Genomic DNA, 25,281 nt, shown 5'->3' with positions numbered 1-25,281 from the left:
CGAACGTCGGGGGCCGGTCAGCGCAGCCGCAGTGCCGCGACCGGGCACACCTGGACGGCCTGGTTCGCCGCACCCACGAGGGGCGCCGGAACCTCGGCCCGATCGATCACGAGCGCGCCGTCGTCGTCGAGGTGCACGAGCTCGGCGGCGGCGCCTCGCACAGGCCGTGCCCTCCGCAGCGGTCGAGGTCGACCCCGAGCCGCACGGGCCGTGCCTCCGCGGTGTCGGGCGCAGGCGGTTCGAGGTCGACGACCAGGCCGCGGAGCAGGCGCATCCGCGCGGCGGCCAGGTGGTCGGGGGTGTGGTTGGCCGCCAGGCGCAGCCGCGGGAAGTGCTCGGCGAGCACCTCGATCGTCACGCGCGCCTCGATCAGGCCGATGGGCGCGCCGAGGCAGGTGTGGATCCCGGAGCCGAACGAGAGTGGGCCGTGGCCGCTCCCGGCCGGGCCGGGAGCGGCCGGACACCCCGTGGCAGCGCCCGCGCCGGCAGATCAGGCGGTGGCGCTCGCTGCTGCGTCGGAGGGCGCGAACACCGGTGTCATGTCGACGTAGATGCGTTGTTCGAGGAAGCGCCGGTCGTCGATCCGGCAGACCGCGGCGCCCGGCACGACCACGTGCCGACCGTCGTGGCGGTCGAACGCCACGTCCATCTCGAACGCGACGAGATCGTCGGCGAGGAGCCAGAAGTGGTGCAGGGAGTGGGTTTCCTTGATCCAGTTGTGGACGATCTGGGCCAGCGTCTCGTGGATCGCGTCGCGCCCGATCACGGGTTCGAAGTTGGCGAAGGTGAGCTTTCCGTCGGGCGCCCAGAACTCCATGGCGCCGTCGATGTCCTTCGCCCCGCAGAGCTGGTAGTAGCGCCTGATCCAGGTTTCTGCTCCGGTTGCCGAGTCGACCGTCATGTTGACTCCATCCCCATCGATGTGGCGCGACTTCCGACGGAATCGTATGGCGGTTTCACCAGTGCCCGGAAATACGAGTCCCCCGCGGAGTCATCGGTGAACGGCGATGGCGGACGGTGTGGTCGGACGCTGGATCGGGCGCCGTGATCGGTGCCGACACATGGCGGTGGGGCGCGGCGAGGGCGGGCGCCGGAACAGGGTGGGAGGTCGGCGTCTCGGATCCTCTCGTCAGGGTCGTGCGACGGCCGGCACGGCGAAGTGCGCCGCGTCGTCGAGATCGTCGAGGAGGCCGGGCCCGGCCGGTGCCCAGCCGAGCGTGGCCTGCGTGAACCGGCTGGACGTGGGGTTGTCCGCGCCGACGAACATCGCGAGGTGGCCGAAGTGCTGCCGGGCGGCGTCCGCCGCGACGCGAGCGACGGGCACGCCGAGCCGGCGGCCGATCACCGCGGAGACGGAGCGCACGGGGACGCCCTCCTCGGCCACGGCGTGCGGCCGGGTCCCGGCGGGCGCGGATTCCAGCGCCAACCGGTAGAGCCGGCCGACGTCGTCGATGTGGGCGGCCGGCCAGCGGTTCGTCCCCTCGCCCAGGTAGTGGGCGATCCCGGTGGCCCGGGCGACGGCGATGAGCCCCGAGGCGAATCCCAGGTTGCCGCGGCCGTGCACGTTGGACAGCCGCACGACCGCCGACCGCACCCCGTGCTCGGCGAGGGCGATCACGGCGTTCTCCGCGTCGACGCGCATGCCCGTCGGCCGCGTGTCTTGCTCGGTGAGTTCGCCCCGGAACCCGGCGAGGGCCAGCGAGAACGTCGCCCCGGTGGCGACGAGCGGCTTGCCCGTGCCGGCCAACGCCGCGCCGAGCGCCTCGACGGCCCGCAGGTCGGCGGCGACCGCGGCGGGCAGATCGGCCCAGTCGGGGTCGTCGCGGGCGAACCCGAGGTGGACGACGCCGTCGGCCTCGCGGGCCGCGGCGGCGAGGCCGGCCGGGTCGGCGAGGTCGCCCCGGCGGACCGCCGCGCCCAGCGCAGCGACGGCCGCGGCTGCACGGTCCGAGCGGGCCAGCCCGGTGACGGTGTGCCCTGCGGCGAGCAGCTCGGGGACGACGGCGGAGCCGATGTACCCCGAGCCGCCCGTGACGAACACGTGCATGGCTGTCTCTCCTCGGTGCTGATTTCAGTCTGTGAAATCACCGCACATCGCTGACTGCAGTCTGTGCAGTCGCTACCCTCGGGCCATGCCGCGATGGGAGCCGGACGGGGCCGAGCGGCTCGAGACGGCCGCGTTCGACCTCTTCGCCGAGCAGGGGTTCGACCGCACCACGGTCGCCGAGATCGCCGAGCGCGCCGGGCTCACGCCGCGGACGTTCTTCAACCACTTCGCCGACAAGCGCGAGGTCCTGTTCGGCCTGAGCGCCGAGTTCCGGCAGCGGGTCGTCCGCGGGATCGCCGAGTGCCCGCCCGCGACGCCGCCGCTCGACGCCGCCGTGCACGCCCTGCAGGCCGCGCTCGACGCGATGTTCGAGCACCGCCGGGCCGCCGTGACGCGCCGGTTCGCGATCGTCGAGGCCAATCCCGAGCTGCGGGAGCGCGAGCTCAGCAAGATCGCCGATCTCGCCGACGCCGTCGAGGCCGCGCTGCGCGCGCGGGGCCACGACACCGACACCGCCGGGTTCGCCGCCGACGCCGCCACCGCGGTCCAGCGGCGCGCGATGCAGAAGTGGACCCGGACCGCCGACGGTCCGCCGCTGCGGGAGCTGGTCGCAGACGCGCTGGGGGCGCTGCGCGCCGCCGTCGCCCCCGCCGCGCCGTAGCCGGGCCGGCCCGGCGCGATCGCCGCCCGCCGATGGCGGCGGGGCCAAGACCTATTGGCCTGCGGTCCGATCGCGAACCTACCGTCGGACGGGTGAAGGTCGAACCCGCGTCCCCGGCCGGACACCGGTCGCGCACCGGCGACGCCGGCCCGGACCTCGTCGTCAACGGCGTGCCGGCACCGCCGCCCGCCGATCCCCGGGTGTCCCTGCTCGACTTCCTCCGCGAGCACCTCGGGCTCCACGGCACCAAGAAGGGGTGCGACCAGGGCGCGTGCGGAGCCTGCACCGTGCTCGTCGACGGCGAGCGGATCGTGTCCTGCCTGGCACTGGCTGTCCAGTACGCCGGCCACGAGGTGACCACCGTCGAGGGGCTCGGCGGCACGCACCCGCTGCAGGACGCGTTCGTGCGGCACGAGGGGCTGCAGTGCGGCTACTGCACGCCCGGGCAGATCTGCTCGGCCATCGGGATGGCCCGGGAGACCGCGGCCGGCGTGCCCAGCCACGTGACGCGGGACCTCACGGCCGACGACATCGCGCTCACCCCCGACGAGCTGCGGGAGCGGATGAGCGGCAACCTCTGCCGCTGCGGCGCCCACAACGGCATCGTCGCGGCGATCGCGGAGGTGTACGGAGGCGCGGACACGTGATCGAGTTCGAGTACACCCGCGCCACCGACGTCGCCGACGCGGTCCGGCTCGGCCGCAGCGGGCGGGCGCGCTACCTCGGCGGCGGGACGAACCTCGTCGACCTGATGCGGCAGGGCGTGGAGGGGCCGACGCAGCTGGTCGACGTCAGCGGGCTCCCCGGCGACGTCGTCGAGGCACCGGACGGCCGGCTGGTGATCGGCGCGGCGGTCCGCACCACCGCGCTGGCGACCCACCGCACGGTGCGGGAGCGCTACCCGGTGCTCACGCGCGCGATCGTCGCGGGGGCGTCGGGGCAGATCCGCAACATGGCGACCGTCGGCGGCAACCTGCTGCAGCGCACCCGCTGCCCCTACTTCTACGACCCCGCCGGCTCGCCCTGCAACAAGCGGTCGCCGGGGCAGGGCTGCGCCGCGATCGGGGGCCACACCCGCGACCTCGCGATCCTCGGCGCGTCCCCGAGCTGCGCGGCCACGCACCCGTCGGACATGGCGGTCGCGCTCGTGGCGCTGGACGCCGTCGTGCACGTGTCCGGCGCGGCCGGGGACCGCCGCGTCCCGCTGGCCGATCTGCACCGGCTGCCCGGCGACCGGCCCGACGTCGAGACCGTGCTCGAACCCGGCGAGCTCATCACCGCGGTGGAGCTGCCGGCCGGGGTGAACGCTGCCCGGTCGACCTACCGCAAGGTGCGCGACCGCGCCAGCTTCGCGTTCGCGCTGGTCTCGGTGGCCGCCGCGGTCGAGCTCGACGGGGAGACGATCGTCCGGGCCCGCCTCGCGCTCGGCGGGGTCGCGCCGAAGCCGTGGCGGGCCGCGCGCGCCGAGGCCGTGCTGGCGGGCGGGCCGGCGACCACCGCCGCCTTCGTCGCCGCCGCGGACGCCGAGCTCGCCGACGCCGCCCCGCTCGCGGGGAACGCGTTCAAGGTGGAGCTCGCCCGCCGCACGATCGTCGCCGTGTTGGAGCAGCTGACCGGAGGCCGGGCATGACCGCCGCAGCGGACCGGCCCGCCGTCGGCGTCGTGCCCGACGGCTGGACGCCGCGCACCGGCTCCGATCCGGTGCTGGAGATCGAGCACGGGCTCATCGGCACCGCGCGACCGCGCCTGGACGGACCGGCGAAGGTGCGCGGCGAGGCGCGCTACGCCGCCGAGCACGTGCTGAAGGGCATGGTCCACGCGGCGCTGCGCTGCAGCACGATCGCGCGGGGACGCATCACGCGGCTGGACACGTCGGCTGCCGAGACCGCCCCCGGCGTGGTGCTCGTCATGACCCACCGCACGGCGCCCCGGATGCGCCCGGTCCGGCCGATGTTCACCGCCCCGCGGGCGTTCGGCGGCACGGACCTCCCCGTGATGCAGGACGACAGCATCCACTGGAACGGCGAGCCGGTCGCGGTCGTGCTGGCCGAGACGCGGGAGCAGGCCGACCACGCGGCGTCCCTCATCGAGGTCGAGTACGCGGCCGCGGCGCCACGCACCTTCGCGGAGGCGGCGGCCGACGCGCGCCGGCCCGATCACCTGTTCTTCCAGCCGGTCGAGGTCGCCGTCGGCGACGCCGAGGCCGCGCTGGCCGCCGCGCCGCACGCGGTCGACCACGTCTACCGGACCCCTGGCCACAACCACAACGCGATCGAGCCGCACGCGGTGACGGTCGGCTGGGTGGGCGACGACCTCGTCGTGCACGACGCCAGCCAGTCCGTCGCCGGCCACGCGTGGACGATCGCGCACGCGCTGGGCATCGACGAGCACCGGGTGCACGTGACCTCCCCGCACGTGGGCGGCGGCTTCGGCGGCAAGACGGCGTGGTCGCACCACGTGCTGGCGGCCGCCGCTTCGAAGCTGGCCGGCCGGCCCGTGCGCATGGCGCTATCCCGCGGGGACGTCTACCGGCTCGTCGGCGGGCGGGCGAACACCGAGCAGCGGGTCGCGATCGGGGCCGACGAGGACGGTCGCTTCACCTTGATCGTCCACACCGGCACCTCGGCGATCACGCCGTGGAACCACGTCGTCGAGCCGTTCACGTTCCCCGCGCGCCACATGTACGCGACCGGGGCGCTGCACACCGACCAGCACGTCGTCGACGTCGACATGATCGCGAACTCGTTCATGCGCGCCCCCGGCGAGGCGGTCGGCACGTTCGCGCTGGAGTCGGCGATCGACGAGCTCGCCGAACAGCTCGACATCGACCCGGTGGAGCTGCGCCTGCGCAACGAGCCGGCCGCCGATCCCGCGTCGGGCGCGCCGTTCTCGGCTCGCCACCTCGAGCAGGCGTGGCGAGCGGGCGCCGAGCGCTTCGGCTGGACGCGCACGGCGCCGCGCAGCCGCCGTGACGGCGAGTGGCTGATCGGCACGGGGTGCGCCGCCGCGACCTACCCCCACCAGCGCTTCCCCGGCGGCGCCGCGCGGATCACGCTCACCGCGGACGGGCACGCGACGGTCGCCGTGGCCGCGAACGACATGGGGATGGGGACGACGACGGCGCAGGCGATCGTCTCCGCCGAGCGGCTGGGCCTGCCGGTGGAACGGGTCACGATCGACTACGGCGATTCGTCGCTGCCCGGCGTGTTCCAGGCGGGCGCCTCCGCGCAGACGGTCGGCGTCGCGGCCGCGGTGATCGCCGCGCACCGCGCGCTCGTCGCGCAGCTGCTGGCGCTGGTGCCACCCGACTCGCCGCTGGCCGGCCGCACCGTCGACGAGGTCGGCTCGGTGGCCGCCGGGCTGGGCGCGCTCGCCGACCGGGACCGGTGGGAGAGCTACGCGCAGATCCTGCGCCGCGCGGGGCGCCACGAGGTCACCGCGGTGGCCGACGCCGCCGATCGCGACGAGCTGCAGGCCTGGTCCATGCACTCCTTCGGCGCCGTGTTCTGCCAGGTCCGGGTCAGCTCCGTCACCGGGGAGGCCCGGGTCGACCGGGTCGTCGGGTCCTACGACTGCGGGCGGATCATCAACCCGGTGACCGCGGCGAGCCAGCTGCGCGGCGGCATCGTCATGGGCATCGGGCTGGCGCTGATGGAGCGGACCGTCGTCGACGAGCGGACCGCCCGCATCGTCAACGCGAACCTCACCGACTACCACGTCCCGGTGCACGCCGACGTGCCCGAGATCGACGTCCTGTGGACAGACGTGCCCGACCCGCGGGCCCCCGTCGGCGCCCGCGGCGTCGGCGAGATCGGCATCACCGGGGTCGCCGCCGCGATCGCCGGCGCGGTCCACAACGCCACCGGGCGGCGCGTGCGCGACCTGCCGATCACCCTCGACGCGCTGCTCTGACGCGCGCGCTCCCCCACTCCCCTCCTGCGACAGGAGTCCCACAACCATGAGCACCCCTTCGCGATCACCGCGCCTCGCGGACCGCGTCCTGCCGGAGATGATCTGGATGCCCGGGCTCGACCCGGCCACCGGCGGGCATCCCGGCCTGCGCACGGGCGAGGTCGTCGAGGAGGACGGCGTCCGCATCGAGCGCGACGTCCCCGTCGTCCTGCGCGACGGCGTGACCGTCTACGTCGACGTCTTCCGGCCCGCCGCGGCCACCGCACCCGTCCCGGCGATCCTCACGCTGAACCCCTACGGCAAGCACGCGCCGAAAGGCTTCCACCTCTTCCCGGGGGCCGGGGTCGCCGACGGGACGATCTCCCGGCACACGGTGTGGGAGGGGCCGGACCCGATGTGGTGGGCGCAGCGCGGTTATGCCGTCGTCAACGCCGACTCGCGCGGGTCCTGGATGTCGGAGGGCGATCTCGTCGTCCTCAGCGAGCAGGAGGGCGAGGACGGCCACGACCTCGTCGAGTGGGCGGCGGAACAGCCGTGGTGCACCGGCAAGGTCGGGATGAGCGGCGTCTCGTACCTGGCGGTCGTCCAGTGGCGCGTCGCCGCGACCCGGCCCCCGCACCTGGCCGCCATCAACCCGTGGGAGGGCTGGAGCGACTGCTACCGCGAGTACTTCTTCCACGGCGGCATCCCCGAGACCAAGTTCGTCACGTTCACCCAGTGGTCGTGCCGGTGCGGGCCGGGGCGGGTCGAGGACCTGCCGGCGATGCACGCTGCCCATCCTCTGCTCGACGACTACAACCGCAGCAAGTCGGTGCCGGACCTGTCGGTCATCGACGTCCCGGCCTACTGCGTGACCGACTGGGGCGACCACGGGCTGCACACGCGCGGCACCATCGAGGCGTGGCGCGAGCTGGGCTCCGCGCACAAGTGGCTCGAGGTGCACGGCCGCAAGAAGTGGCAGTACTACTACCGGCCGGAGAGCCTGCGCCGGCTCCGCGCCTTCTTCGACCACTTCCTCATGAGCACCGACGACGAGGTGCTGACCTGGCCGCCGGTGCGCATCGAGGTCCGCGAGCGCTACTACGAGGGCGTCGAGCGCGCGGAGCAGGAGTGGCCGCTCGCCCGCACCAGCTACCGCCCGTTCGCCCTCGACGCCGTCGCCGGCACGCTGCTGGCCGAGCAGCCGGCCGCCGCGGCGGCGGTCGAGTACGACCCGGCGGCCGACGAGGGGCGGGCGGTCTTCGATCTCCGGTTCGACACCCGCACCGAGATCACCGGCTACGCGAAGCTGCGGCTGTGGGTCGAGATCGACGAGGGCGACGACATGGACCTCTTCGTCGGCCTGCAGAAGCTCGACCGCGCCGGCCGGCAGGTGCACTTCCCCTACTGGTCGATGATGGACGACGGCCAGGTCGCGCTCGGCTGGCTGCGGGCGAGCCACCGCGAGCTCGACGAGGAGCGCTCCACGCCGTGGCAGCCGCGGCTGCGCCACGAGCGGCAGCTGCCGCTGCGCCCCGGCGAGCCCACGGCCGTCGAGATCGAGATCTGGCCGTCGTCGACGCTGTTCGAGGCCGGTGAGGTGCTGCGACTCATCGTGCAGGGCCGGGACCTGCACCGTTACGACATCGGACCGGCTCAGGCGCACGAGCAGTCGGTCAACCGCGGGCGGCACCGCATCCGCACCGGTGGCGCGTTCGACAGCCACCTGCTGCTGCCGATGATCCCGGACTGACCGGTCACCCGCGGCCGAGCCGCGCGGCGTCGTGGGCGTCCAGCACCCGCTCCAGCAACCCGACCAGCTGGTCCAGCTCGGCCGGGGAGAGCGCCGCGAACAGGGCGGGCTGGAGCTCCTGCGCGGCCTCGGTGACCCGGCGCTCGGCCGCGGCGCCCGCCTCGGTCATCGAGACCAGCATGCGGCGGCGGTCGCGCGGATCGCGGGTGCGGGTGACGAAGCCGTGCCGTTCGAGGGCGTCGACGAACCCGACGACCTGGCTGCGGTCGAGATCGAGCCGGTCGGCGATCTCGACCTGGGCCAGCGGCCCGAAGTCGTGGATGGCGACGAGCACGGCGTGCTGGCTGAGCCCCAGGCCGTGCTCGGCGAGGCTGCGCCACAGCGTGCGCGTCGCCGCGCGCGCGACGTTGCCCGCCAGGTACGACGGGATGCCGAGCAGGGTCGGGGGGCGCACGCTGATCGCCCGCGGCGGCGCATCGGCGCGCTCTCCCTCGCCCCGGTCGGTCACCACGCGGCCAGGTACGCGCGGGTGCGCTCGATGAGCTGGGTGGACCGGACCGACAGCTCGCGGTCGGCGCGCACGATGCTGAGCACGGGCAGCGACAGGTCGGCGTCCACGATCGGGATCTCACGCAGGCTGCCGTCGGCCAGCTCGTCCTGGACGCAGGCGCGGAACAGCAGGCACGCGGCCGCGCCCCGCCGGATGACGCGCTTCATCGCCTCCGGGTGCCCCAGCTCCATCGTCACGTTCTGCGGCGCGGCGCCGAGCTCGACGAGGTAGCGGTCGATGGCGTCGCGCGCCCGCACCCCGGCCGCCGGGGCGACGACCGGGATCGAGCGCAGGTCGGCCAGCGCCAGCTCGTCGATCTCCGGGAGGCTCTCGCTGCCGGCGACGAGGGCGATCTCCTCGCGGCCGATCTCCGTGCAGCGCACGTGCGGGTGCTCGTACTCCGTCCCGGCGATGACGATGCCCAGGTCGCAGTCACCGGAGGCGACCGCGTCGAACGCCGCCTCCGGCTCGGAGACGTTCATGGAGATGACCGCCCCCGGCCACTCGCGGCCGAACTCGGCCAGCACGGGCGGGATGAGGTAGCTGCCTACCGTCTGGCTCGTCGCCAGCACGATCCGCTCGTTCTCGACGGTGGTGAGCTCGTCGAGGTGCCGCATGAGCTCGCGGGTCTCGGCGAGGGTCGTGCACGCCCACCGGTACACCCGCTCACCGGCCGGCGTCAGCTTCATCTTCTGCCCGTCGCGGTAGAGCATGCGGACGCCGAGCCGCTCCTGCAGCGACCGCAGGTGCCCCGACACCACCGACTGCGCGACCCAGAGGTGGTCCGCCGCTCGCGAGACGCCCCCGAGCTCGACCACCGAGCACAGGACCTCCAGCTTCTGGAGGGTGATCCGGTTGTCGTAGCGCAGCGGGGTTCGCACCGGTGCGGCCTCGCCGACCCGAGGCCCGGACTCCTGCGACATCACGCTCATCTGGGGATCCTCACAACCGTTGACACCCACAATCGTTGTGGTTCTCAACGATTTAACAGCGCGCGTCCCCGCAGCGCAACAATCGGGGCCGCCCCGAGCTCAGCCGTACACGGAGCACCGCGGCCACCCGGTGCACCTCCTGCCTCGCCGATCGGAGGAGGGTTAGCATTCCGCGTACGGACGATCGGCCGACGCGTCGGGCGGGCCGGCACGGAAGGTGCGGAGCCGATGGCGGAGCAGGCAGGCAGGCACTCCGCCGTGCTGGCCCTGCGCGAGGCTCCCGGCCACCTGATCCGGTGCGCCCAGCAGCGCCACACGCTGCTGTGGACCCAGGAGTTCGGTGGCGACCTGACCGGCCCGCAGTACGCGGTGATCAGCGCGATCGGCAGCGACCACGGTCTGGACCAGCGCGCCGTTGGCCGGCGGGCCTCGCTGGACAAGTCCAGCACCGCGAACGTCGTCGCGCGGCTGGAGGGTCAGGGCTGGCTCCGGCTCGCCAAGGATCCCGCCGACCGGCGCCGCACGTCGCTGAGCCTGACCCCGGTCGCGCGGGCCGCGCTGAGCGAGGTGACCCGCCGCGCCGGAGCCGTGCAGGAGCGCCTGCTGGCCCCCGTGCCCGAGGCCCGGCGGGAGCCCTTCGTGGCCGCGCTGCGGCGCGTCGCGTTCGAGGGGGACCCTCCGCCGCCGGGCAGCGCGCACGCGCAGGTACTGGACCTCGGTGACACGCCCGGCCACCTCATCCGGCGCGCGCAGCAGGTCCACACGACGGCGTGGGGCGCGGAGGTCGGCCGCACGATGACGGCGCCCCAGTACGCCGTGCTGAGCGCCCTGTGGGACCACCCGGACGGGATCGACCAGGGCGCCGCGGCCGAACTGGCCTCGATCGACACGTCGAGCATGGTCGACATCGTGCGCCGGCTGGCCACCCGCGACCGGGTGACGAGCACGCGCGCTCCCGCGGACGCGCGCCGCCGCCGTCTCCACCTCACCGACACCGCGCGCCACGAGCTGGCCGGACTCACCCCCGCCGTGCAGCGGGTCCAGGAGCTCCTCCTCCGGCCCCTGGACTCCGCCGACCAGCGCCGGACGCTGCTGGACGGACTGCGCGCGCTGGCCTTCGCGACCGCGGACGCCACGCCCTGACCGGCGCGCGTCGGAACGGTGCGTCCGCAGCTGTGGACGTACACGCAGGATCGCCATCGGTTTTCGGCACGCACGTATCGGCACTTGGCTGGCTTGACGGCCTCGGGATTCCGGCATAGCGTCCGTCAATAGTCCGTATACGTATTAATCGCAGCCGTGGATCGGAGCGGAGATGACGACCCTGCGCTACAGCGCGACCGACCCCGACCTGGACCTGCTCTACGCCCGGCTCGCCGATCGGTCCCTCCAGCCGCTGTGGGAGATGACCGGTCTCCTGACCGCCGAGCCGCGTGTGCGCGGCGTCCCGTTCCGGTGGTCCGGGGCGGACCTGCGCGAGCTCGGCAACGCGGCGGGCGAGCTCGTCCCCGTCGACCGCGGCGGCGACCGCCGCGTGCTGGCCTGCTGCAACCCCGGCCTGGACGGCGCGCCGTACGCGGTCTCGACGCTGTGGGCGGCCGTCCAGTACCTGCGCGGTCACGAGATCGCGCCCGCGCACCGGCACACCCCCGCCGCGTTGCGGTTCGTCGTCGAGGGGTCCGGCGTCTGGACGCTGGTCGACGGCGATCCCCTGCAGATGGGCGCGGGCGACCTCGTGCTGACCCCCAGCTGGACCTTCCACCAGCACCACAACCCGGGCGCCGAACCGATGGTGTGGATGGACGTGCTGGACCTGCCGGTGGTCGCGGCGCTCGACGCCGTCTTCTTCGAGACCGGCCCGTCCGCGGAGCCCGACACCCGCACGGCGGCCCGGTCGACATCCGAGCAGTGGTTCGGCGGCGGACCCGGGCTGGTCCCGGTCGACGGGCCGCTGCTGCCCCCGCGCCACTCGCCCCTGCTGGCGTACCGCTGGGCCGACACCGACCGCGCCCTCGCCTCGCTGGTGGCGACCTCCGGGACGGGCCACGCCACCCTCCGTTACAGCGACCCGGTCCGCGGCGGCGACGTCATGCCCACCATGCGGTGCGAGATCGCGCGGGTCCTCCCGGGGACGACCACCGACGCAGTCCGGCAGACCGGCGGCCGGGTGTGCTGCGTGCTGCACGGCACCGGGCACGTCACCATCGGCGACCAGCAGTTCGCCGTCTCCCCCGGCGACATCCTCGCCGTACCGTCCTGGACTCCGTGGTCGGTCGCGGCGACCACCGAGATCGACCTGTTCAGCACGAGCGACGCGCCCGTGCTGGAGGCGCTCGGCCTCATGCGCGCCGAGAACCTCACCACCGGGCAGCGCACGATCGGAGCCCGGTCGTGAGCGCCCGCACCGGGATCGGCGTGCTCGTCGTCGGCGGCGGGATCGGCGGGCTCGCGACCGCGCTGTCACTGGCCCGCAACGGGCATCGGGTGCACCTGCTCGAGCGGGCGGCGGAGTTCGCCGAGATCGGCGCCGGCCTGCAGTTCGGGCCCAACGCCAGCCGCGCGCTCGACGCGCTCGGCGTGCTCGACGACATCCGTCCCCTCGCGACGCGGCCCCGGCAGGCCGTGATGCGCGACGCGCGCACGGGCGCGCCGCTGACGGCGCTGGACCTCGGACCCGCCTTCGTCCGCTGCTACGGCTACCCCTACCTGGTGCTGCACCGCCACGACCTGCTCGCGACGCTGGTCGAGCACTGCCGCCGGCATCCCCTGATCTCGCTGGAGAACCGGCGCGAGGTCACCGGCGTCGCCCTGCGCACCGACGGCGCCGAGGTGGAGTGCGCCGACGGCGCCACCTACCGGGCGCGCGCCGTGATCGCCGCCGACGGCCTGCACTCGACGCTGCGCCCCCACGTCGTCGACGACGCCCCGGAGTGCAGCGGGTACGTGGCCTACCGGGGCACCGTCCCCGGCCACGAGGCCACCCACGCGGCCGCGCCGGACGACGTGGTGCTGTGGATCGGGCCGGGCATCCACCTCATGCAGTACCCGCTGCGCGGCGGCGAGCTCTACAACCAGGTGGCCGTGTTCCGCAGCCCCCGCTACGCGGCCGGGCACACGACGCCGGGCGAGTGGGGCGGCCCGGAGGAGCTCGACGCCGCCTTCGCGACGGCGGCGGAGCCCGTGCGCGCCGCGGTGGCGCGGGTCGAGCGCGCCCGCAACTGGCCCATGTACGACCGCCCGCCCGCCCCGACCTGGATCAACGGCCCGCTCCTGCTCACCGGCGACGCCGCGCACCCGATGCTGCAGTACCTCGGGCAGGGCGCGTGCCAGGCGCTGGAGGACGCCGTCGAGCTGGGGCACCGGGCCGCGCGCCACACCGTCGACGGGGTGCTCGACGTCGCCCGGGCCTACCGCGAGTTCGAGGAAGTCCGCCTTCCCCGCACGACGCGCTGCCAGACCAGCGCGCGCCCGTGGGGCGAGCTCTGGCACACCGACGATCCCATGGTGCTCGCCCTGCGCGACCGCGTCTTCGGCCAGCGCGCTGCGGACGACTACCGCGAACTGGACTGGCTCTACGCCCCCGCGCCGCCCGGCTCGGCCGCGCCAAGGCTGACGGCCACGGCCGCGCGCTGACCTCGCACCCTCCCCACCGACGTCTGGAGCAACGATGCGGTTCCTCTCCTTCCTCGACCCGACCGGCCGGGAGCGGGTCGGCGTGGTCGATGCCGGATCCCCGCGCACGGCCCGCGACCTGACCGACCTCCTGCCTACGGGCGACACCAGCCCGATGCGCAGGCTCATCGCCGCGGACCTGGACGCCGTGGCGCTGGTCGCCGAGGCACCCGAGGTCGACGTCGCCGGCGTGCTGCCCGCGCTCCCCGATCCGAGCAAGATCATCGCGGCGCCGGTGAACTACCGGGCCCACCAGGCCGAGATGAACGAGTCGAGCCACATCGACGCGCTCGGGGTGTTCCTGAAGGCGCCCAGCTCGGTCGTCGGCCACCAGGGCATCGTCCGACTGCCCTACACCGACCGGCGCTTCGACCAGGAGGGCGAGTTCGCCGCCGTGATCGGCCGGCCCACGCGCGACGTCCCCGAGGAACGCGCACTCGAGTCGGTCTTCGGCTACACGAGCCTGCTGGACATGACCATGCGCGGCGGCGAGGACCGCTCGGTGCGCAAATCGTTCGACACCTTCACCCCGCTCGGCCCGACCGTCGTCACTCCGGACGAAGTGCCGCCGATCGAGGAGCTGGAGCTGCGCCTGTGGGTCAACGACGCGCTGCGGCAGCGCGCCGACCTGCGGGACCTGATCTGGGGGCTGCCGCGACTGATCGCGTACGTGTCGAGCGTGATGACGCTGCTCCCCGGCGACGTCGTCACGACGGGCACCCCGGAGGGCGTCGGCGAGGTCCACGAGGGCGACCGCATCGACCTGGAGATCACGGGGCTGGACCGGCTCACCGTCGGGGTCAGCAGCGCCGGCGCGGTGCCGTGCCCCACGCGCGGCGCGCTCCGGGGTCCGGTGCCGCCGCCCGCGCTGACCCCCGTCGCCGAGCGCAGCTCCTGAGGCCATCGGGACTACGAACGCGTGTTGGATGCGGTGGTCCGTCCGTGAGGCCCGTGGACCGGTCAGATCACGGAGGACAAGCCGCCATCCAGCACGAAGTCGGCGCCTGTGACCCAGCTCGCCTCATCCGACACCAGGTAGAGCGCGCAGTGGGCGATGTCTTCCGGTCGGCCTGCCCGCCCGAGCGGATGAACCTGCTCCATGTGAGCACGTTGCTCAGGCGTGAGCGCCGCGATCAGGCCGGGCGTGATGACCGTCGCGGGTGAGATGCAGTTGGAACGGATGCCGAAGGGTGCGCCCTCTGCAGCGAGCTGCTTGGTGAGCGCGAGGATGCCCCCTTTCGCCGCGGCATGCGCAGCGGCGCCGATACCGGCATTGCCCAGATGACCGGAAACCGATGCGGTCGTGAGGATCACACCGTGCCGCTGCTCCTCGAAATATGGCCAGGCGGCACGTGTGACGTAGTAGATCAGATCGAGTTCGTTCTCGAGCGTGAAAGACCAGACATCATCCGTCATGGCGCTCATGGGCGCGAACCGGACGGCGCTCGCGTTGTTGTAGAGGATGTCGATCCGGCCCGCCTTCGCGATACCGTCCTCGATCCACCTCCTGGCCGCTGCGGAGTTCGAGAGATCGACCGGACAGAAGGAGTCCATCGTGCCGCCCGCGGCGCGAACGAGCTCAACCGTCTCCTCGGCATCGCCCTGCTTGACGTCGCACCCGATGACATGCCCACCCTCCTTCGCGAAGAGGAGCGCGGCCGCGCGTCCCTGGCCACCCGCCGTACCGGTAATGAAGACGGTCTTCCCGTCAAGGCGTCCCATCACATCTCCCCGTATCATCTGTCATACCGGCAGTCCGGTCTCAGGTCCATCTCCATCGAATCGGCGCGAACTGCCCTGGAACCGTATTACCTGTTGACCAGCTCCGGGAAATACGAGTCGTCCACGGAGTCATCGGTCAGGGGCGATGGCGGACGCGACAGGTGGATGGCGACAGGGGGCCGGTCAGCGGAGCTCGAGCCCGTGGACCGGGAGCCGTTCCAGGCCACGGACGACGTTGTTCAGGTGGCGGACCGGCTCGCCGATGTGGAACCGGCGCACCCGCTCGGCCAGCGCCGCGATCACGGATTGAGCCTCGATCCGCGCAAGCGCCTGACCGGCGCAGGCGTGGGTGCCGTAGCCGAAGCTGAGGTGATCGACGGGGTTTCTGGTCACGTCGAAGCGATCGGGGTCGACGTAGTGCCGTTCGTCGCGGTTGCCCGAGCCGTAGAGCAGCAGGACCTGGGAGCCGGCGGCGATCGTGGTGCCGTCGATCTCGACGTCCGCCGTGACCCGGCGGCCGAACCCCTGGGCGGGGGCGTCGTAGCGGAGGACCTCGTTGAGCATGCTCGGCACGAGGCCGGGATCGGCGCAGACGAGGTCCCACTGGTCCGGGTGCCTGGCTGCGAGGTGGACCGCGTTCGCGATGGCGTTGATGGTGGTGTCGAGCCCGGCCGCGGTGTAGGCGGACAGGAGAGGAATGCACGACTCGTGCGCGATGCGCCCCTGGCCGGCAGCCGTGAAGACGGCCCGGCCCATGCTGCCTTCCTCCAGGTCCTCCGCCCGCAGCGTGCCGAGCCAGTCGAACATCTCGGCGAGCGGGCTCAGCCCTGCGACCGTGCGGTCGTTCATGGGACCGAAGGCGGTGAAGGTCGCGTCCGCCCAGCCGAGCATCTTCGGGCGCACCTCGTCGGGGATGCCGATGAGCTCGAACACCACGGAGAACGGGAATGTCACGGCAAGGTCCGTGACCGCGTCGAAGGATCCCTGCTCGATCAGCGCGTCGACGAGCCGGTCGGCCCGGTCGGCGATCTCGGCCCGCAACGGCCGGACCGCGCGCGGGCCGAGCCGCTCGGACAGCACCGCGCGCAGCGTGTCGTGCAGCGGTGGGTCGCTGGCCAGCACGGAGCCGACGAGCATCTCGTTGACCGGTTCGTTGAGGGCGATCCCGCTGGAGGAGAAGGTCACCCAGTCACCGAGCGCCCGCCGGACGTCGGCGTACCGCGGGATCGCCCAGACGTCGAGCGCGCTCAGGTGGACGGCGCCTCCGCGATCGCGCAGGTCGCGGTAGACGGGGTACGGGTCGACGAGGACTTCGTCGCTGAACAGGTCCACGTGCGAGTTGGGAGTGCGGGTGAGCGTCATCGGTCGGCCTCCGGGTCAGGTGCCGGCGGGCTCGAGCTGCGCCAGGGCGCGGAGCCGGCCGATCGGGATTCGTCGGTTGACGGCCGCGGCGACACCGCGGCCGGGCCAGCGGAGGAGGGCGCTGCCGGCCCAGGGTTCGTCGTCCGGGAGGGACCCGTCGACGACGGCGGGCCGGCCGGCGGCGGGGAGCAGGCCGGCCACCCGGACGCGCATGCCGAACTGATCGGTCCAGAAGTACGGCGACGGAGTCAGCGGCGGTGCGTCGTCGCCGTGCAGCAGCGCGCGGGCCGCGGTCCGCGCCTGCTCGAGCGCGCTGTGCCACCACGGTGTCCGACGCGGCCCGGCGGCGCTGGGGAAGGCGACCACGTCTCCGGCGGCCACGATCCCCGGCGCCACCCGGCACCGCGTGTCGACGACGAGCCCGTGCGCGCCGGCCAGCCCGGACGAGGCCAGCCAGCCGGTCTCCGCCGCGCAGCCGACGGCGCTCAGCACGTGGTCGCCCGCGAACCGGCGGCCGTCCGCGAGCTCGACCGCGGGTGGCCCGGACGTCCCCCGCAGCCGGACCCCGCCGGGGTGGTGGGCGAACCGCACCCGGCGCCGCGCCGCCGCCGTGATCAGCAGATCGGCCAGGTAGGGACCGAGCTGCCCGAGGAGGGGCGGCTGCCGGTCGACGACGGTCACCGTCGCGCCGCGGTCGACGCACGCCGACGCGAGCTCCATCCCGAGGATCCCGGCCCCGACGATGACGACGTGCGGGCGGGTGGCCAGCAGCGCGGACAAGCGGTGCGCGTCGTCGAGGTCGCGGAAGGTCGTCTCCTGCACGCCGGGATCGGCGGCACCGAGGTCGGCGAGCCGGCGCGCCCGGGCCCCCGTGGCGATGACCAGCCCGTCGTAGCGGATGCGGTCACCGCCGGCGAGCACGACCTCCTTGCGGTCGGCGTGGAGTGCGACCGCCGGGGTCCCGATCAGCTGGTCCACCTCGCCGGACGGCGGCGGCAACACGATGTCGTCCAGGCCGTCCGTGCCGGCGACGACGCCCTTCGACAGGGCGGGCCGGTTGTAGGCGGGATGACGTTCCGCGCCGATCAGCGTGACCGAGCCGGCGTACCCGAGCCTGCGCAGGGTGTCGACGACGGTCGTGCCCGCCAGCGACGCACCGACCACCACGACGCGCTCGAGCTCGTTCATCAGCTCACCTTGAGCGCGGCCACGGGGCACACGCGGACCGCGGCCTCCACCGCGTCGGACGACTCCGGCGGCACCTCGGCTCGGTCCAGGACCAGCTCGCCGTCGTCGTCGAGGTGCATCAGGTGCGACGCCTCCTCGGCGCAGAGCCCGTAGCCCTCGCACCGGTCCCGGTCAACGGACACCCTCACGGCAGCTCCCTCGCTGGTCGACCGAGCGTAAAGACCCGAATCTTTCGGGTCGATGACCGGTATCGTCAGCGAGCAGCCCCGCACTGTCAACCGTGCGGACCGAAAATATCCGGGTGTTTTCCCCCGGTCACCTCGACGAGGTCGGTCAGGCCCGCGAGGGGGCGGCCTCGACCTTCGGCGAGGTCAGCGCGCGGTGCGCACCGACGGCGCGCGACGTCCGGAGTGCGTCGCCCGCGGCGATGGCCGCGACGAGCTCGGCATGGATGTCGACCCGGGCGCTCAGGTAGGCCGCATCGTCGGCGGTGTCGGCGTCCGGCCGACCGGGCAGGCTTTCGACCTGAGCCATGGTGCCCAGGTAGACGTCCCGGGCGAGCTCGTTCGGGGTGATCTCGGCGATGCGGCGGTGCAGGGCCCAGTTGGCCTGCAGGAAGTCGCTGCGAGTGGAGGATTGCTCTCGCATCGTCGTCACGATCGACTCGAGGTCGCGGACGTCGCGATCGGTGCGGTGGAGAGCTGCGTCGACGTCGATCAGCTCCTCGAGGGCGTCGCGGACCGCGAGCGCGTCCCTGACCCGCGCGGGATCCTGGGAGACCGACAGCAGGGTGTGCCGCAGGCGGACCACCGCCGCGGGCTGCGCGACGAAGAGCCCACCGCTGCGGCCGAGCTTGACGTCGACGGTGCCGCGCTCGGCGAGCAGCCGGGTCGCCTCGCTGATAGTCGCCCGACCGAGGCCGGTCTGCTCGCGCAGTTCATCCATCGTCGCGATGCGGCTTCCCGGGGCCAGCTCGCGCTCGACGATCCACCGCTCGATCTCGGTGGCCAGCGACTGGGCCCGCGTCTGCGGCACGGAAAACACCCGACCACTTTACGACGCGGGGCTTGACATCGGAGGGTGCACCGCCGAAGGATCCTCAAAAGACCCGAAGGATTCGTAGGTTTCATGCGATGGCGCGTGAACGGAGCAGCATGAGTGACACCATCGACGTCGTCGTCGTCGGCTTCGGTCCGGCCGGGGAGATGCTCGCGTCTCTGCTGGGCCGGCACGGCCACCGCATCGTCGTGTTCGAGAAGTTCCCGGAGCCCTACGGGCTCCCCCGGATGAGCACCCTCGACGGCGAGGTCGCGCGGCTGCTCCAGCACGCGGCGGACCCGGCGGAGGCGCTCGCGGAGTCGCTGCCGGTGCGCACGGTCGAGATCTGGGGGTCGGACGGGAAGCAGAAGGGCCGGTTCGACTGGGACTACAAGCGCGGCGGCCACTGGTCGCACCTGACACTGCACCAGCCGAACATCGAGGCGGCGATGGAGCGGCGCATCGCGACGCTCCCGAACGTCGAGGTCCGGTGGGGCACGAGCGTCGTGGACCTGCGCGCCGACGGCGCCGGGTACACCACCGTCACGACGTCCGGCGGGGACAGCGTGACCGCGCGCTACGTGATCGGCATGGACGGCGCGAGCAGCTTCGTGCGCGACGCCGTCGGGATCGACGTCGAGGTGATCCACCACCACGACGACCGCTGGATCCTCACCGACTACGACGTGGTCGAACCCCTGCCCCGGGACCTGGAGACCCGGTGCTACTTCGACCTCGACTTCGACCAGCCGTACTTCTGGGGCCCGAACGGGACCGGCCGGGTCCGGTCGGACGTGCGGATGCTCCCGGGTGACGACGAGGAGGTCGAGGCCGCCGAGGAGCGCGGGCTGGAGTTCCTGGAGCGGCGGGTGGGCATCCCGCGCCGGCACGTCCGGCAGACCCGGCGGAAGCTCTACACCTTCCGCAGCCAGATCGCGGGCGCGATGCGGAAGGGCAACGTGTTCATCGGCGGCGACTCGGCCCACGCGATGACCCCGTACATGGGGCAGGGCGCGTGCACCGCCATGCGCGATGCGGCCAACCTGGCCTGGAAGCTCGATCTCGTGCTGCGCGGCGTCGCGCGGGGCGCGCTGCTCGACACGTACGAAGCGGAGCGGCTCGCGCACGCCCGCTTCTTCGTGGAAGGCTCGCTGGCCGCTTACAAGATGGTCAACCCCACCACCCCCGAGGAGGCCGCGGCCCGCGACGCGTACCTGGAGGCCACCGGCGGCGACGTCACGCCCCCGATCCCGCCGCTGCGCCAGGGCGTCCAGCACCGCCTGCCCGACGGGGAGTACGGCGCGCAGGCCGGGGAGGTCGCGATCCAGGGCGTGGTGCGCATCGGCGAGCGCCAGGGCCTGCTGGACGACCTCGTCGGCCACGGCTTCCAGCTGATCTCCACGCTCCCGCTCGCGGACCTCGTGGGCCCGGCGCGCCGCGACCGCCTCGCCGATCTCGGCGTGCGGGTGATCCACCTCGGCGACGGTCACGTGGCGGACGTCGAGGGCACCTACCGCGACTTCCTCGCCGAGCACGGCGCCACGACCCTGCTCTCCCGGCCCGACGTCTACCTCTTCGGACTGGCGGACGGCCCGGACCGGTCGCTGGCGCTGATCGACGACCTCCTCGCACAGGTCCTGGCTCCGACCCGGGTGCCAGCGTGACCGTGGCCGTCGACGCGGTGCGCACCCACGAGTTCGCCCCCGGCCTACGGCTGGACGTGCACCGGGCACCCGGCGAGTCCCCCGGCGCCGTCGTCTACCTGCACGGCGGCGGGTTCGTCACCGGCGACCGGGCGATGGACCGGGAGCGGATCCGGGCACTGGTCGCGCACGGGCTGACCGTCGTGGCGCCGGACTACCGCCTCTCCCCCGCCGCGACGTTCCCCGCCCCCGTCGACGACGTGCGGGCCGCCGTCGACTGGGTCCGCGCCCACCCGGACGAGACGGGCGCCGCCACCGGCGCGGTCGCGCTCTGGGGCGCGTCCGCGGGCGCCGTGCTCGCCGCCCTCGCCGCGCTGTCCGGCCCCACCGACGTGCAGGCGGTCGTGTCCTGGTTCGGCTTCAGCGACATCGCGACGTACTCCGCACGCAGCCCGCTGGAGGCGGCGGTGCTGCCTCCCACGGGTCCCGCGCACGCGCTGCTCGGCGCCGCCGATCTCGCCGCAGCGCCGGACCTGCTCCGGGAGGCGAGCCCAGTCAGCCACGTCCATGCCGCCGCCCCGCCGTTCCTCATCGCGCACGGCGACCGGGACCGCATGGTCGACATCGCCGAGAGCCGGCGGCTGCACGACGAGCTGACCCGGGCCGGGGCCCGCACCACGCTGCTGGTGCTCGGCGGGGCGGGGCACGAGGATCCTGCCTTCGACGAACCGAGCAGCATCGCCGTGACCGCGGCGTTCCTGCGCAGCCACCTCCAGGCCGCGACGACGCGAGGAGAGCGACATGAGTGACCACAGCCTGGCCGACGCCCGCGTCGAGGACCGCGCGCTGATCACGGCGGTGATGCACCGCTACGCCGCGATGGCGAAGGAGGAGGCCGACTTCGCGGGCATGGCCGTCCTCTACACCGAGGACGCCACGATCCGCTTCCCCGACGGGCTCGAGGTCGGGCCGCACGAGATGGCCAAGGTCGTCCGGGGCAACGAGCCGAAGGCGATCAGGCACCACGCCACCACGATCGACATCGCGTTCACGGGCGACACCGAGGCGCAGGTCAGCACGATGTACCTCGCCGTCACCGACGAGGCCGCGCCCGACCACTGGGGCCGGTGGGAGGACCGTTTCGTCCGGCAGCCCGACGGCCGCTGGCTGATCAGCGACCGCTCGATCGTCGTCGACGGCGCCGCCCCGGGCGGCTGGCTCGCCCGCCACTACGGGGGCGGCTGATGCGGATCGTCGGGTACGAGCACGCCGGCGCGGTCCACGTGGCCGCGCGCGACGGCGAGGAGCTCATCGCGCTGGGCCCGGTCGAGGTCTTCTGGCAGGACCCCGACCGGGCGATCGAGGACGGCCTGCGAGCGGACACCCGCATCCCGGCGGCGGGCGTGCGGCTCGCGCCCCCGGTCAAACCGTCGGCCCGCGTCCTGTGCGTCGGCCTGAACTACCGGGAGCACGCGGCAGAGGGACCGTTCGACGTCCCCGAGCACCCGACGATCTTCGGGCGCTGGACGCCGTCGCTGGCCGTGGGCGACACCCCGGTGGAGGTCCCCGTCGACGAGGCGGGGCTCGACTGGGAGGCGGAGCTGATGGTCGCGGTCGGTCGCCCGCTGAGCTGCGCCGAGCCGAACGACGCCGAGGCCGCCGTATTCGGCTACGCCGCGTTCAACGACATCACCGCGCGGCGGGCCCAGAAGCTCACCACGCAGTGGACGCTCGGCAAGAACGCCGACCGCAGCGGGCCCATGTCGGACCTCGTCACCCGCGACGAGGTCGGCGAGCTGGGGCGGCGCAAGGTGATCAGCCGGGTCAACGGCGAGGTCATGCAGGAGTCCACCACCGATCAGATGATCTTCAGCGTCGCGGACGTCCTCTCCTTCATCAGCCGGACCTTCACCCTCACGCCCGGGGACCTGATCGCGACCGGTACCCCGGCCGGGGTGGGGTACGCGCGCACGCCCCCGAGGCTGCTGCAGCCCGGCGACGTCGTCGAGGTCGAGGTCGAGGGCATCGGCGCCGTCAGCACCCCCGTCAGCCACCACCGCTTCACGTGAGAGGCACCATCGTGCGAGTCACCGCTCTGTCCGACGCCGAGCCGTTCGAGTCCCCCGGTCACGACGGGGTCGCACCGCTGTGGGTGCAGGGCGGGCCGGCGACGCCCGTCGACCGGTTCACGGTCGTCCTCTCCCGCTACGAGCCCGGCGGCCGGGCCGCACCGGCGGTCCAGCCCGCCGAGACGGTCTACGTGCTGCTATCCGGCGGGCTGACGTTCGAGAGCGCAGGTCGCCGCGTCGTGGCCGGGCCGCACGACACCGTGCACTTCGCGAAGGGCGAGACCCGCGCCGTGACGAACGAGGGCGACGTCCCGGCCAGCATGCTCGTGATCAGGGCGACGTCGTGACGCCGGACGACGTGCTGCACCACCAGCCCCGCAACCGGCCCGTCGACGGCGACTTCGACCCGACCGCGGTCACCTTCGCCGCGATGGCGCTGTTCGACCACCTCACCGCCGAGCAGCGCGCCCGGATCGTCGTGCCGATGAGCGACGAGAACCGGATGCACTGGAACTTCCTGCCCGAGTCGGGCCGCGCCGGGCTCCCGCTCCGCGACATGACCGACGCCCAGCGCTACCTCGCCCACCGGCTCGTCGCCCAGAGCACCTCGCTGACCGGCTACGCCAAGGCCATCCAGGTGATGAGCCTCGAGAACGTGCTGCGCGAGCTGAACGTCGGCGTCTTCGGGCACGTCGCGGCGCACTTCCGCGACCCGAACGGCTACTACCTCACGTTCTTCGACCAGCCGCAGCCGGACACCCACTGGGGATGGCGGCTCGTCGGGCACCACCTCTCGCTCAACGTCACGATCATCGGCCAGGACCGCATGGCCGTGACGCCCTTCCTGCTCGGGGCCGAGCCCGCGCGCATCGGCCCGTTCCGGATACTCGGCGAGGAGGAGGACCGGGCGTTCCGCCTGCTCGACGCGCTCGACCCGGCCCAGCGCGCGACCGCCACGATCCACCCGGTGCCGCCGCCGGACTTCGCCACCCGGTGCGTCCCGGTGATCGGCGCCGAGGAATGGCCCGACGTGCACGGCGTCGGCCGCCGCGACGCGATGATCACCGACGAGGACCGAGCCGCGCTGCGCTACGTCCGCGGCGCGCCCCGGGGCCTGCCCCGATCGGCGATGACCCCGAGTCAGGCACGAGCGTTCGACGAGCTGCTCGCCTCCTTCCTGGGCAACGTCCGGCCGGCGCAGGTGGGCCGCGAGATGGACCGGATCCGCGCAGCCGGGCTCGACGAGCTGCACTTCGTCTGGGCGGGCGGCCACACGATCGACGTCCCCCACTACTTCCGCATCGAGGGGCCGGTCACCCTCGTCGAGTTCGACAACACCGAGGACGACGCGAACCACGTCCACGCGGTGTGGCGGGACCCCACCAACGACTTCGGCATCGACGTCCTGACCGAGCACCGGGCGGCCCAGCACCGAGGCCCCTCGCGATCCGAGGCATCCACGCCCCACGAGGGCAGCCGCGATGAGTGAGCCGGGTTCCGGCCCTTTGGCCGGGATGCTCGTCCTCGACTTCTCCCGCGCACTTGCTGGACCGCACGCGGCCATGATCATGGGCGATCTCGGCGCCCGCGTGATCAAGGTCGAGGTGCCCGGCCGTGGGGACGACAGCAGGGGATGGGGTCCACCATTCATCGGGCGTGAGAACGCTGCGGAGCGGGTCGCCACCTACTTCCTCGCGGCGAACCGCAACAAGGAATCGATCGCCCTCGACCTCAAGGACGCAGCCGACCGCGCGGTCTTCGAGGCGCTCCTGCCCAAGGCCGACGTCCTGGTGGAGAGCTTCCGGCCCGGCGTCCTCGACCGGCTCGGCCTGGCTCCGGAGACCCTGCTCGCCCACCATCCCCGGCTGGTCGTGCTGTCCATCACCGGCTTCGGCCACGACGGGCCGGACGCCCACCGGCCGGGCTACGACCAGATCGCCCAGGGCGAGACCGGGCTGATGTCGCTGACCGGCTCCGGCCCGGACGCCCCCCAGCGGATCGGGGTCCCGATCTGCGACCTCACCGCGGGCCTCAACGGGGCTACGGGTGTCCTCGCCGCCCTGCTCGAACGAACCCGGACCGGCCGCGGCCAGATCGTCCGGACCTCGCTGCTCGCCGCCGGTGTCAGCCTCCACGCCTTCCAGGGCACCCGATGGACGGTGGGCGCCGAGCTCGGTCGGGCGAGCGGCAACCACCACCCGACGATCGCGCCGTACGGGCTGTTCGCCTGCAAGGACGGTGCTGTCCAGATCGCGGTGGGCAGCGAGGCACTCTGGCGACGACTCTCGGACGGTTTCGGCCTCCCCGGCGACGACCCGCGCTTCGACCGCAACGCCCACCGGGTCGCCCACCGGGAGGAGCTCGCCCGTCTGATCGAGGCGGCGTTCACCGACCGGACGAAGGCTGAGCTCCTCGACGAGCTCGACCGGCTCGGGGTGCCCGCGGGCGCCGTCCGCACCCTGGACGAGGTCTACGCGTGGGACCAAGTGGCCAGCCAGCGCCTCGTGGTGACGGTCGACCACCCGGCCGCCGGGCCGATCACGCTCCCGGGCCCGGCCGTCCGGTTCTTCGACGCCGACGGCAGCGAGCGCACCCGGATCCATCACACGCCGCCGCCCGGGCTCGACCAGGACCGTCCGCTCGTCCTCGCCGAGTGCGGCGGCAGGGGGCGGGAGGATGGGCCGTCGGGCCGGCCGGGCTGAACACGGCCTCACCGCGTCGCCCCGTTCCACCTTCGGTCGCGCACGAGTTGT

The 25,281-nt window shown here is 73.4% G+C and carries 26 protein-coding genes; 16 read left to right on the top strand and 10 right to left on the bottom strand.

Annotation, left to right across the window (positions count from 1 at the left end):
- Positions 1–106: 106 nt before the first annotated feature.
- The 3 genes from FB388_RS40215 to FB388_RS05980 form a co-directional block, all read right to left on the bottom strand.
- Complete coding sequence (locus tag FB388_RS40215) at positions 107–358, bottom strand: hypothetical protein (RefSeq protein WP_246121665.1); 252 nt, start codon at positions 356–358, stop codon at positions 107–109.
- Positions 359–490: 132 nt separating this feature from the next.
- A complete protein-coding gene (locus tag FB388_RS05985) occupies positions 491–901 on the bottom strand; it encodes a nuclear transport factor 2 family protein (RefSeq protein WP_142097992.1) in 411 nt (136 codons plus the stop codon).
- 228 nt (positions 902–1,129) lie between these two features.
- Complete coding sequence (locus tag FB388_RS05980; protein ID WP_142097989.1) at positions 1,130–2,047, bottom strand: NAD-dependent epimerase/dehydratase family protein; 918 nt, start codon at positions 2,045–2,047, stop codon at positions 1,130–1,132.
- A gap of 85 nt (positions 2,048–2,132) precedes the next feature.
- Between FB388_RS05980 and FB388_RS05975 the strand changes: the two genes are divergently transcribed.
- From FB388_RS05975 to FB388_RS05955, 5 genes are all read left to right on the top strand, one after another.
- Entirely contained in the window at positions 2,133–2,708 is a 576-nt protein-coding gene (locus FB388_RS05975; RefSeq protein ID WP_142097986.1) for a TetR/AcrR family transcriptional regulator, read from the top strand.
- A gap of 92 nt (positions 2,709–2,800) precedes the next feature.
- On the top strand, positions 2,801–3,355 hold the full coding sequence (locus FB388_RS05970) for a 2Fe-2S iron-sulfur cluster-binding protein (protein WP_425468526.1): 555 nt from the start codon (positions 2,801–2,803) through the stop codon (positions 3,353–3,355).
- Positions 3,352–4,338, top strand: a complete 987-nt coding sequence (locus FB388_RS05965) for an FAD binding domain-containing protein (protein WP_142097980.1) — start codon at positions 3,352–3,354, stop codon at positions 4,336–4,338. The genes FB388_RS05970 and FB388_RS05965 overlap by 4 nt, the downstream gene beginning before the upstream one ends.
- Positions 4,335–6,620: a xanthine dehydrogenase family protein molybdopterin-binding subunit gene (locus FB388_RS05960; RefSeq protein WP_142097977.1), complete on the top strand. Its 2,286-nt coding sequence runs from the start codon at positions 4,335–4,337 to the stop codon at positions 6,618–6,620. The genes FB388_RS05965 and FB388_RS05960 overlap by 4 nt, the downstream gene beginning before the upstream one ends.
- A gap of 46 nt (positions 6,621–6,666) precedes the next feature.
- On the top strand, positions 6,667–8,352 hold the full coding sequence (locus FB388_RS05955) for a CocE/NonD family hydrolase (protein WP_142097974.1): 1,686 nt from the start codon (positions 6,667–6,669) through the stop codon (positions 8,350–8,352).
- A 4-nt stretch (positions 8,353–8,356) separates the two neighbouring features.
- Here FB388_RS05955 and FB388_RS05950 read toward each other — a convergent pair whose 3' ends face one another.
- Positions 8,357–8,863: a MarR family winged helix-turn-helix transcriptional regulator gene (locus tag FB388_RS05950; protein ID WP_246121663.1), complete on the bottom strand. Its 507-nt coding sequence runs from the start codon at positions 8,861–8,863 to the stop codon at positions 8,357–8,359.
- Positions 8,857–9,834 (bottom strand): LysR family transcriptional regulator, encoded by a 978-nt coding sequence (locus tag FB388_RS05945; RefSeq protein ID WP_142097971.1) that lies wholly within the window; start codon positions 9,832–9,834, stop codon positions 8,857–8,859. The genes FB388_RS05950 and FB388_RS05945 overlap by 7 nt, the downstream gene beginning before the upstream one ends.
- Positions 9,835–10,062: 228 nt before the next feature.
- Between FB388_RS05945 and FB388_RS05940 the strand changes: the two genes are divergently transcribed.
- The 4 genes from FB388_RS05940 (at position 10,063) to FB388_RS05925 (ending at position 14,404) form a co-directional block, all read left to right on the top strand.
- Positions 10,063–10,977 carry a MarR family winged helix-turn-helix transcriptional regulator gene (locus FB388_RS05940; protein ID WP_142097968.1) on the top strand — a complete coding sequence of 305 codons (915 nt, stop codon included), beginning with the start codon at positions 10,063–10,065 and terminating at the stop codon, positions 10,975–10,977.
- Positions 10,978–11,149: 172 nt separating this feature from the next.
- Positions 11,150–12,229 carry a cupin domain-containing protein gene (locus FB388_RS05935; protein WP_142097966.1) on the top strand — a complete coding sequence of 360 codons (1,080 nt, stop codon included), beginning with the start codon at positions 11,150–11,152 and terminating at the stop codon, positions 12,227–12,229.
- A complete protein-coding gene (locus FB388_RS05930; RefSeq protein ID WP_142097963.1) occupies positions 12,226–13,467 on the top strand; it encodes an FAD-dependent oxidoreductase in 1,242 nt (413 codons plus the stop codon). The genes FB388_RS05935 and FB388_RS05930 overlap by 4 nt, the downstream gene beginning before the upstream one ends.
- Before the next feature lie 34 nt (positions 13,468–13,501).
- The gene (locus tag FB388_RS05925; RefSeq protein ID WP_142097960.1) at positions 13,502–14,404 is read left to right on the top strand and encodes a fumarylacetoacetate hydrolase family protein; all 903 of its coding nucleotides are present in this window, start codon (positions 13,502–13,504) and stop codon (positions 14,402–14,404) included.
- Positions 14,405–14,466: 62 nt separating this feature from the next.
- On the opposite strand, the gene FB388_RS05920 is transcribed toward FB388_RS05925, so the two are convergent.
- From FB388_RS05920 to FB388_RS05900, 5 genes are all read right to left on the bottom strand, one after another.
- On the bottom strand, positions 14,467–15,228 hold the full coding sequence (locus FB388_RS05920) for an SDR family NAD(P)-dependent oxidoreductase (RefSeq protein WP_142097957.1): 762 nt from the start codon (positions 15,226–15,228) through the stop codon (positions 14,467–14,469).
- 183 nt (positions 15,229–15,411) lie between these two features.
- Positions 15,412–16,590, bottom strand: coding sequence for a cytochrome P450 (locus tag FB388_RS05915; protein ID WP_142097954.1), 1,179 nt, complete (start codon positions 16,588–16,590; stop codon positions 15,412–15,414).
- 15 nt (positions 16,591–16,605) lie between these two features.
- On the bottom strand, positions 16,606–17,778 hold the full coding sequence (locus tag FB388_RS05910) for an NAD(P)/FAD-dependent oxidoreductase (protein WP_142097951.1): 1,173 nt from the start codon (positions 17,776–17,778) through the stop codon (positions 16,606–16,608).
- Positions 17,778–17,966 carry a ferredoxin gene (locus tag FB388_RS05905; protein WP_142097948.1) on the bottom strand — a complete coding sequence of 63 codons (189 nt, stop codon included), beginning with the start codon at positions 17,964–17,966 and terminating at the stop codon, positions 17,778–17,780. Before FB388_RS05905 ends, FB388_RS05910 begins: the two co-directional genes overlap by 1 nt.
- Positions 17,967–18,111: 145 nt before the next feature.
- Positions 18,112–18,822 carry a FadR/GntR family transcriptional regulator gene (locus tag FB388_RS05900; protein WP_211361785.1) on the bottom strand — a complete coding sequence of 237 codons (711 nt, stop codon included), beginning with the start codon at positions 18,820–18,822 and terminating at the stop codon, positions 18,112–18,114.
- A 110-nt stretch (positions 18,823–18,932) separates the two neighbouring features.
- On the opposite strand from FB388_RS05900, the gene FB388_RS05895 reads away from it, so the two are divergent.
- The 7 genes from FB388_RS05895 to FB388_RS05865 are packed head-to-tail and all read left to right on the top strand — an operon-like array spanning position 18,933 to position 25,230.
- Entirely contained in the window at positions 18,933–20,480 is a 1,548-nt protein-coding gene (locus FB388_RS05895) for an FAD-dependent monooxygenase (protein WP_170225489.1), read from the top strand.
- Positions 20,477–21,268: an alpha/beta hydrolase gene (locus tag FB388_RS05890; RefSeq protein WP_142097943.1), complete on the top strand. Its 792-nt coding sequence runs from the start codon at positions 20,477–20,479 to the stop codon at positions 21,266–21,268. The genes FB388_RS05895 and FB388_RS05890 overlap by 4 nt, the downstream gene beginning before the upstream one ends.
- The gene (locus tag FB388_RS05885; protein ID WP_142097940.1) at positions 21,261–21,704 is read left to right on the top strand and encodes a nuclear transport factor 2 family protein; all 444 of its coding nucleotides are present in this window, start codon (positions 21,261–21,263) and stop codon (positions 21,702–21,704) included. Before FB388_RS05890 ends, FB388_RS05885 begins: the two co-directional genes overlap by 8 nt.
- Complete coding sequence (locus FB388_RS05880; RefSeq protein ID WP_142097938.1) at positions 21,704–22,528, top strand: fumarylacetoacetate hydrolase family protein; 825 nt, start codon at positions 21,704–21,706, stop codon at positions 22,526–22,528. Before FB388_RS05885 ends, FB388_RS05880 begins: the two co-directional genes overlap by 1 nt.
- An 11-nt stretch (positions 22,529–22,539) precedes the next feature.
- The gene (locus FB388_RS05875) at positions 22,540–22,875 is read left to right on the top strand and encodes a cupin domain-containing protein (RefSeq protein ID WP_170225488.1); all 336 of its coding nucleotides are present in this window, start codon (positions 22,540–22,542) and stop codon (positions 22,873–22,875) included.
- Positions 22,872–24,017, top strand: coding sequence for a DUF3500 domain-containing protein (locus FB388_RS05870; RefSeq protein WP_142097932.1), 1,146 nt, complete (start codon positions 22,872–22,874; stop codon positions 24,015–24,017). Before FB388_RS05875 ends, FB388_RS05870 begins: the two co-directional genes overlap by 4 nt.
- Entirely contained in the window at positions 24,010–25,230 is a 1,221-nt protein-coding gene (locus FB388_RS05865) for a CaiB/BaiF CoA transferase family protein (protein WP_142097929.1), read from the top strand. Before FB388_RS05870 ends, FB388_RS05865 begins: the two co-directional genes overlap by 8 nt.
- Positions 25,231–25,281 lie beyond the last annotated feature (51 nt).

It is taken from the genome of Pseudonocardia cypriaca (assembly GCF_006717045.1).
Lineage (GTDB): Bacteria > Actinomycetota > Actinomycetes > Mycobacteriales > Pseudonocardiaceae > Pseudonocardia > Pseudonocardia cypriaca.
This window is presented reverse-complemented; position numbering and strand designations above follow the sequence as displayed.

Coding starts and splice junctions, on each gene's coding strand:
- FB388_RS05985 (WP_142097992.1), bottom strand. CDS start 901: ATGACGGTCGACTCGGCAACCGGAGCAGAAACCTGGATCAGGCGCTAC.
- FB388_RS05980 (WP_142097989.1), bottom strand. CDS start 2,047: ATGCACGTGTTCGTCACGGGCGGCTCGGGGTACATCGGCTCCGCCGTC.
- FB388_RS05975 (WP_142097986.1), top strand. CDS start 2,133: ATGCCGCGATGGGAGCCGGACGGGGCCGAGCGGCTCGAGACGGCCGCG.
- FB388_RS05960 (WP_142097977.1), top strand. CDS start 4,335: ATGACCGCCGCAGCGGACCGGCCCGCCGTCGGCGTCGTGCCCGACGGC.
- FB388_RS05955 (WP_142097974.1), top strand. CDS start 6,667: ATGAGCACCCCTTCGCGATCACCGCGCCTCGCGGACCGCGTCCTGCCG.
- FB388_RS05945 (WP_142097971.1), bottom strand. CDS start 9,834: ATGAGCGTGATGTCGCAGGAGTCCGGGCCTCGGGTCGGCGAGGCCGCA.
- FB388_RS05940 (WP_142097968.1), top strand. CDS start 10,063: ATGGCGGAGCAGGCAGGCAGGCACTCCGCCGTGCTGGCCCTGCGCGAG.
- FB388_RS05935 (WP_142097966.1), top strand. CDS start 11,150: ATGACGACCCTGCGCTACAGCGCGACCGACCCCGACCTGGACCTGCTC.
- FB388_RS05925 (WP_142097960.1), top strand. CDS start 13,502: ATGCGGTTCCTCTCCTTCCTCGACCCGACCGGCCGGGAGCGGGTCGGC.
- FB388_RS05920 (WP_142097957.1), bottom strand. CDS start 15,228: ATGGGACGCCTTGACGGGAAGACCGTCTTCATTACCGGTACGGCGGGT.
- FB388_RS05915 (WP_142097954.1), bottom strand. CDS start 16,590: ATGACGCTCACCCGCACTCCCAACTCGCACGTGGACCTGTTCAGCGAC.
- FB388_RS05910 (WP_142097951.1), bottom strand. CDS start 17,778: ATGAACGAGCTCGAGCGCGTCGTGGTGGTCGGTGCGTCGCTGGCGGGC.
- FB388_RS05895 (WP_170225489.1), top strand. CDS start 18,933: ATGAGTGACACCATCGACGTCGTCGTCGTCGGCTTCGGTCCGGCCGGG.
- FB388_RS05885 (WP_142097940.1), top strand. CDS start 21,261: ATGAGTGACCACAGCCTGGCCGACGCCCGCGTCGAGGACCGCGCGCTG.
- FB388_RS05880 (WP_142097938.1), top strand. CDS start 21,704: ATGCGGATCGTCGGGTACGAGCACGCCGGCGCGGTCCACGTGGCCGCG.
- FB388_RS05865 (WP_142097929.1), top strand. CDS start 24,010: ATGAGTGAGCCGGGTTCCGGCCCTTTGGCCGGGATGCTCGTCCTCGAC.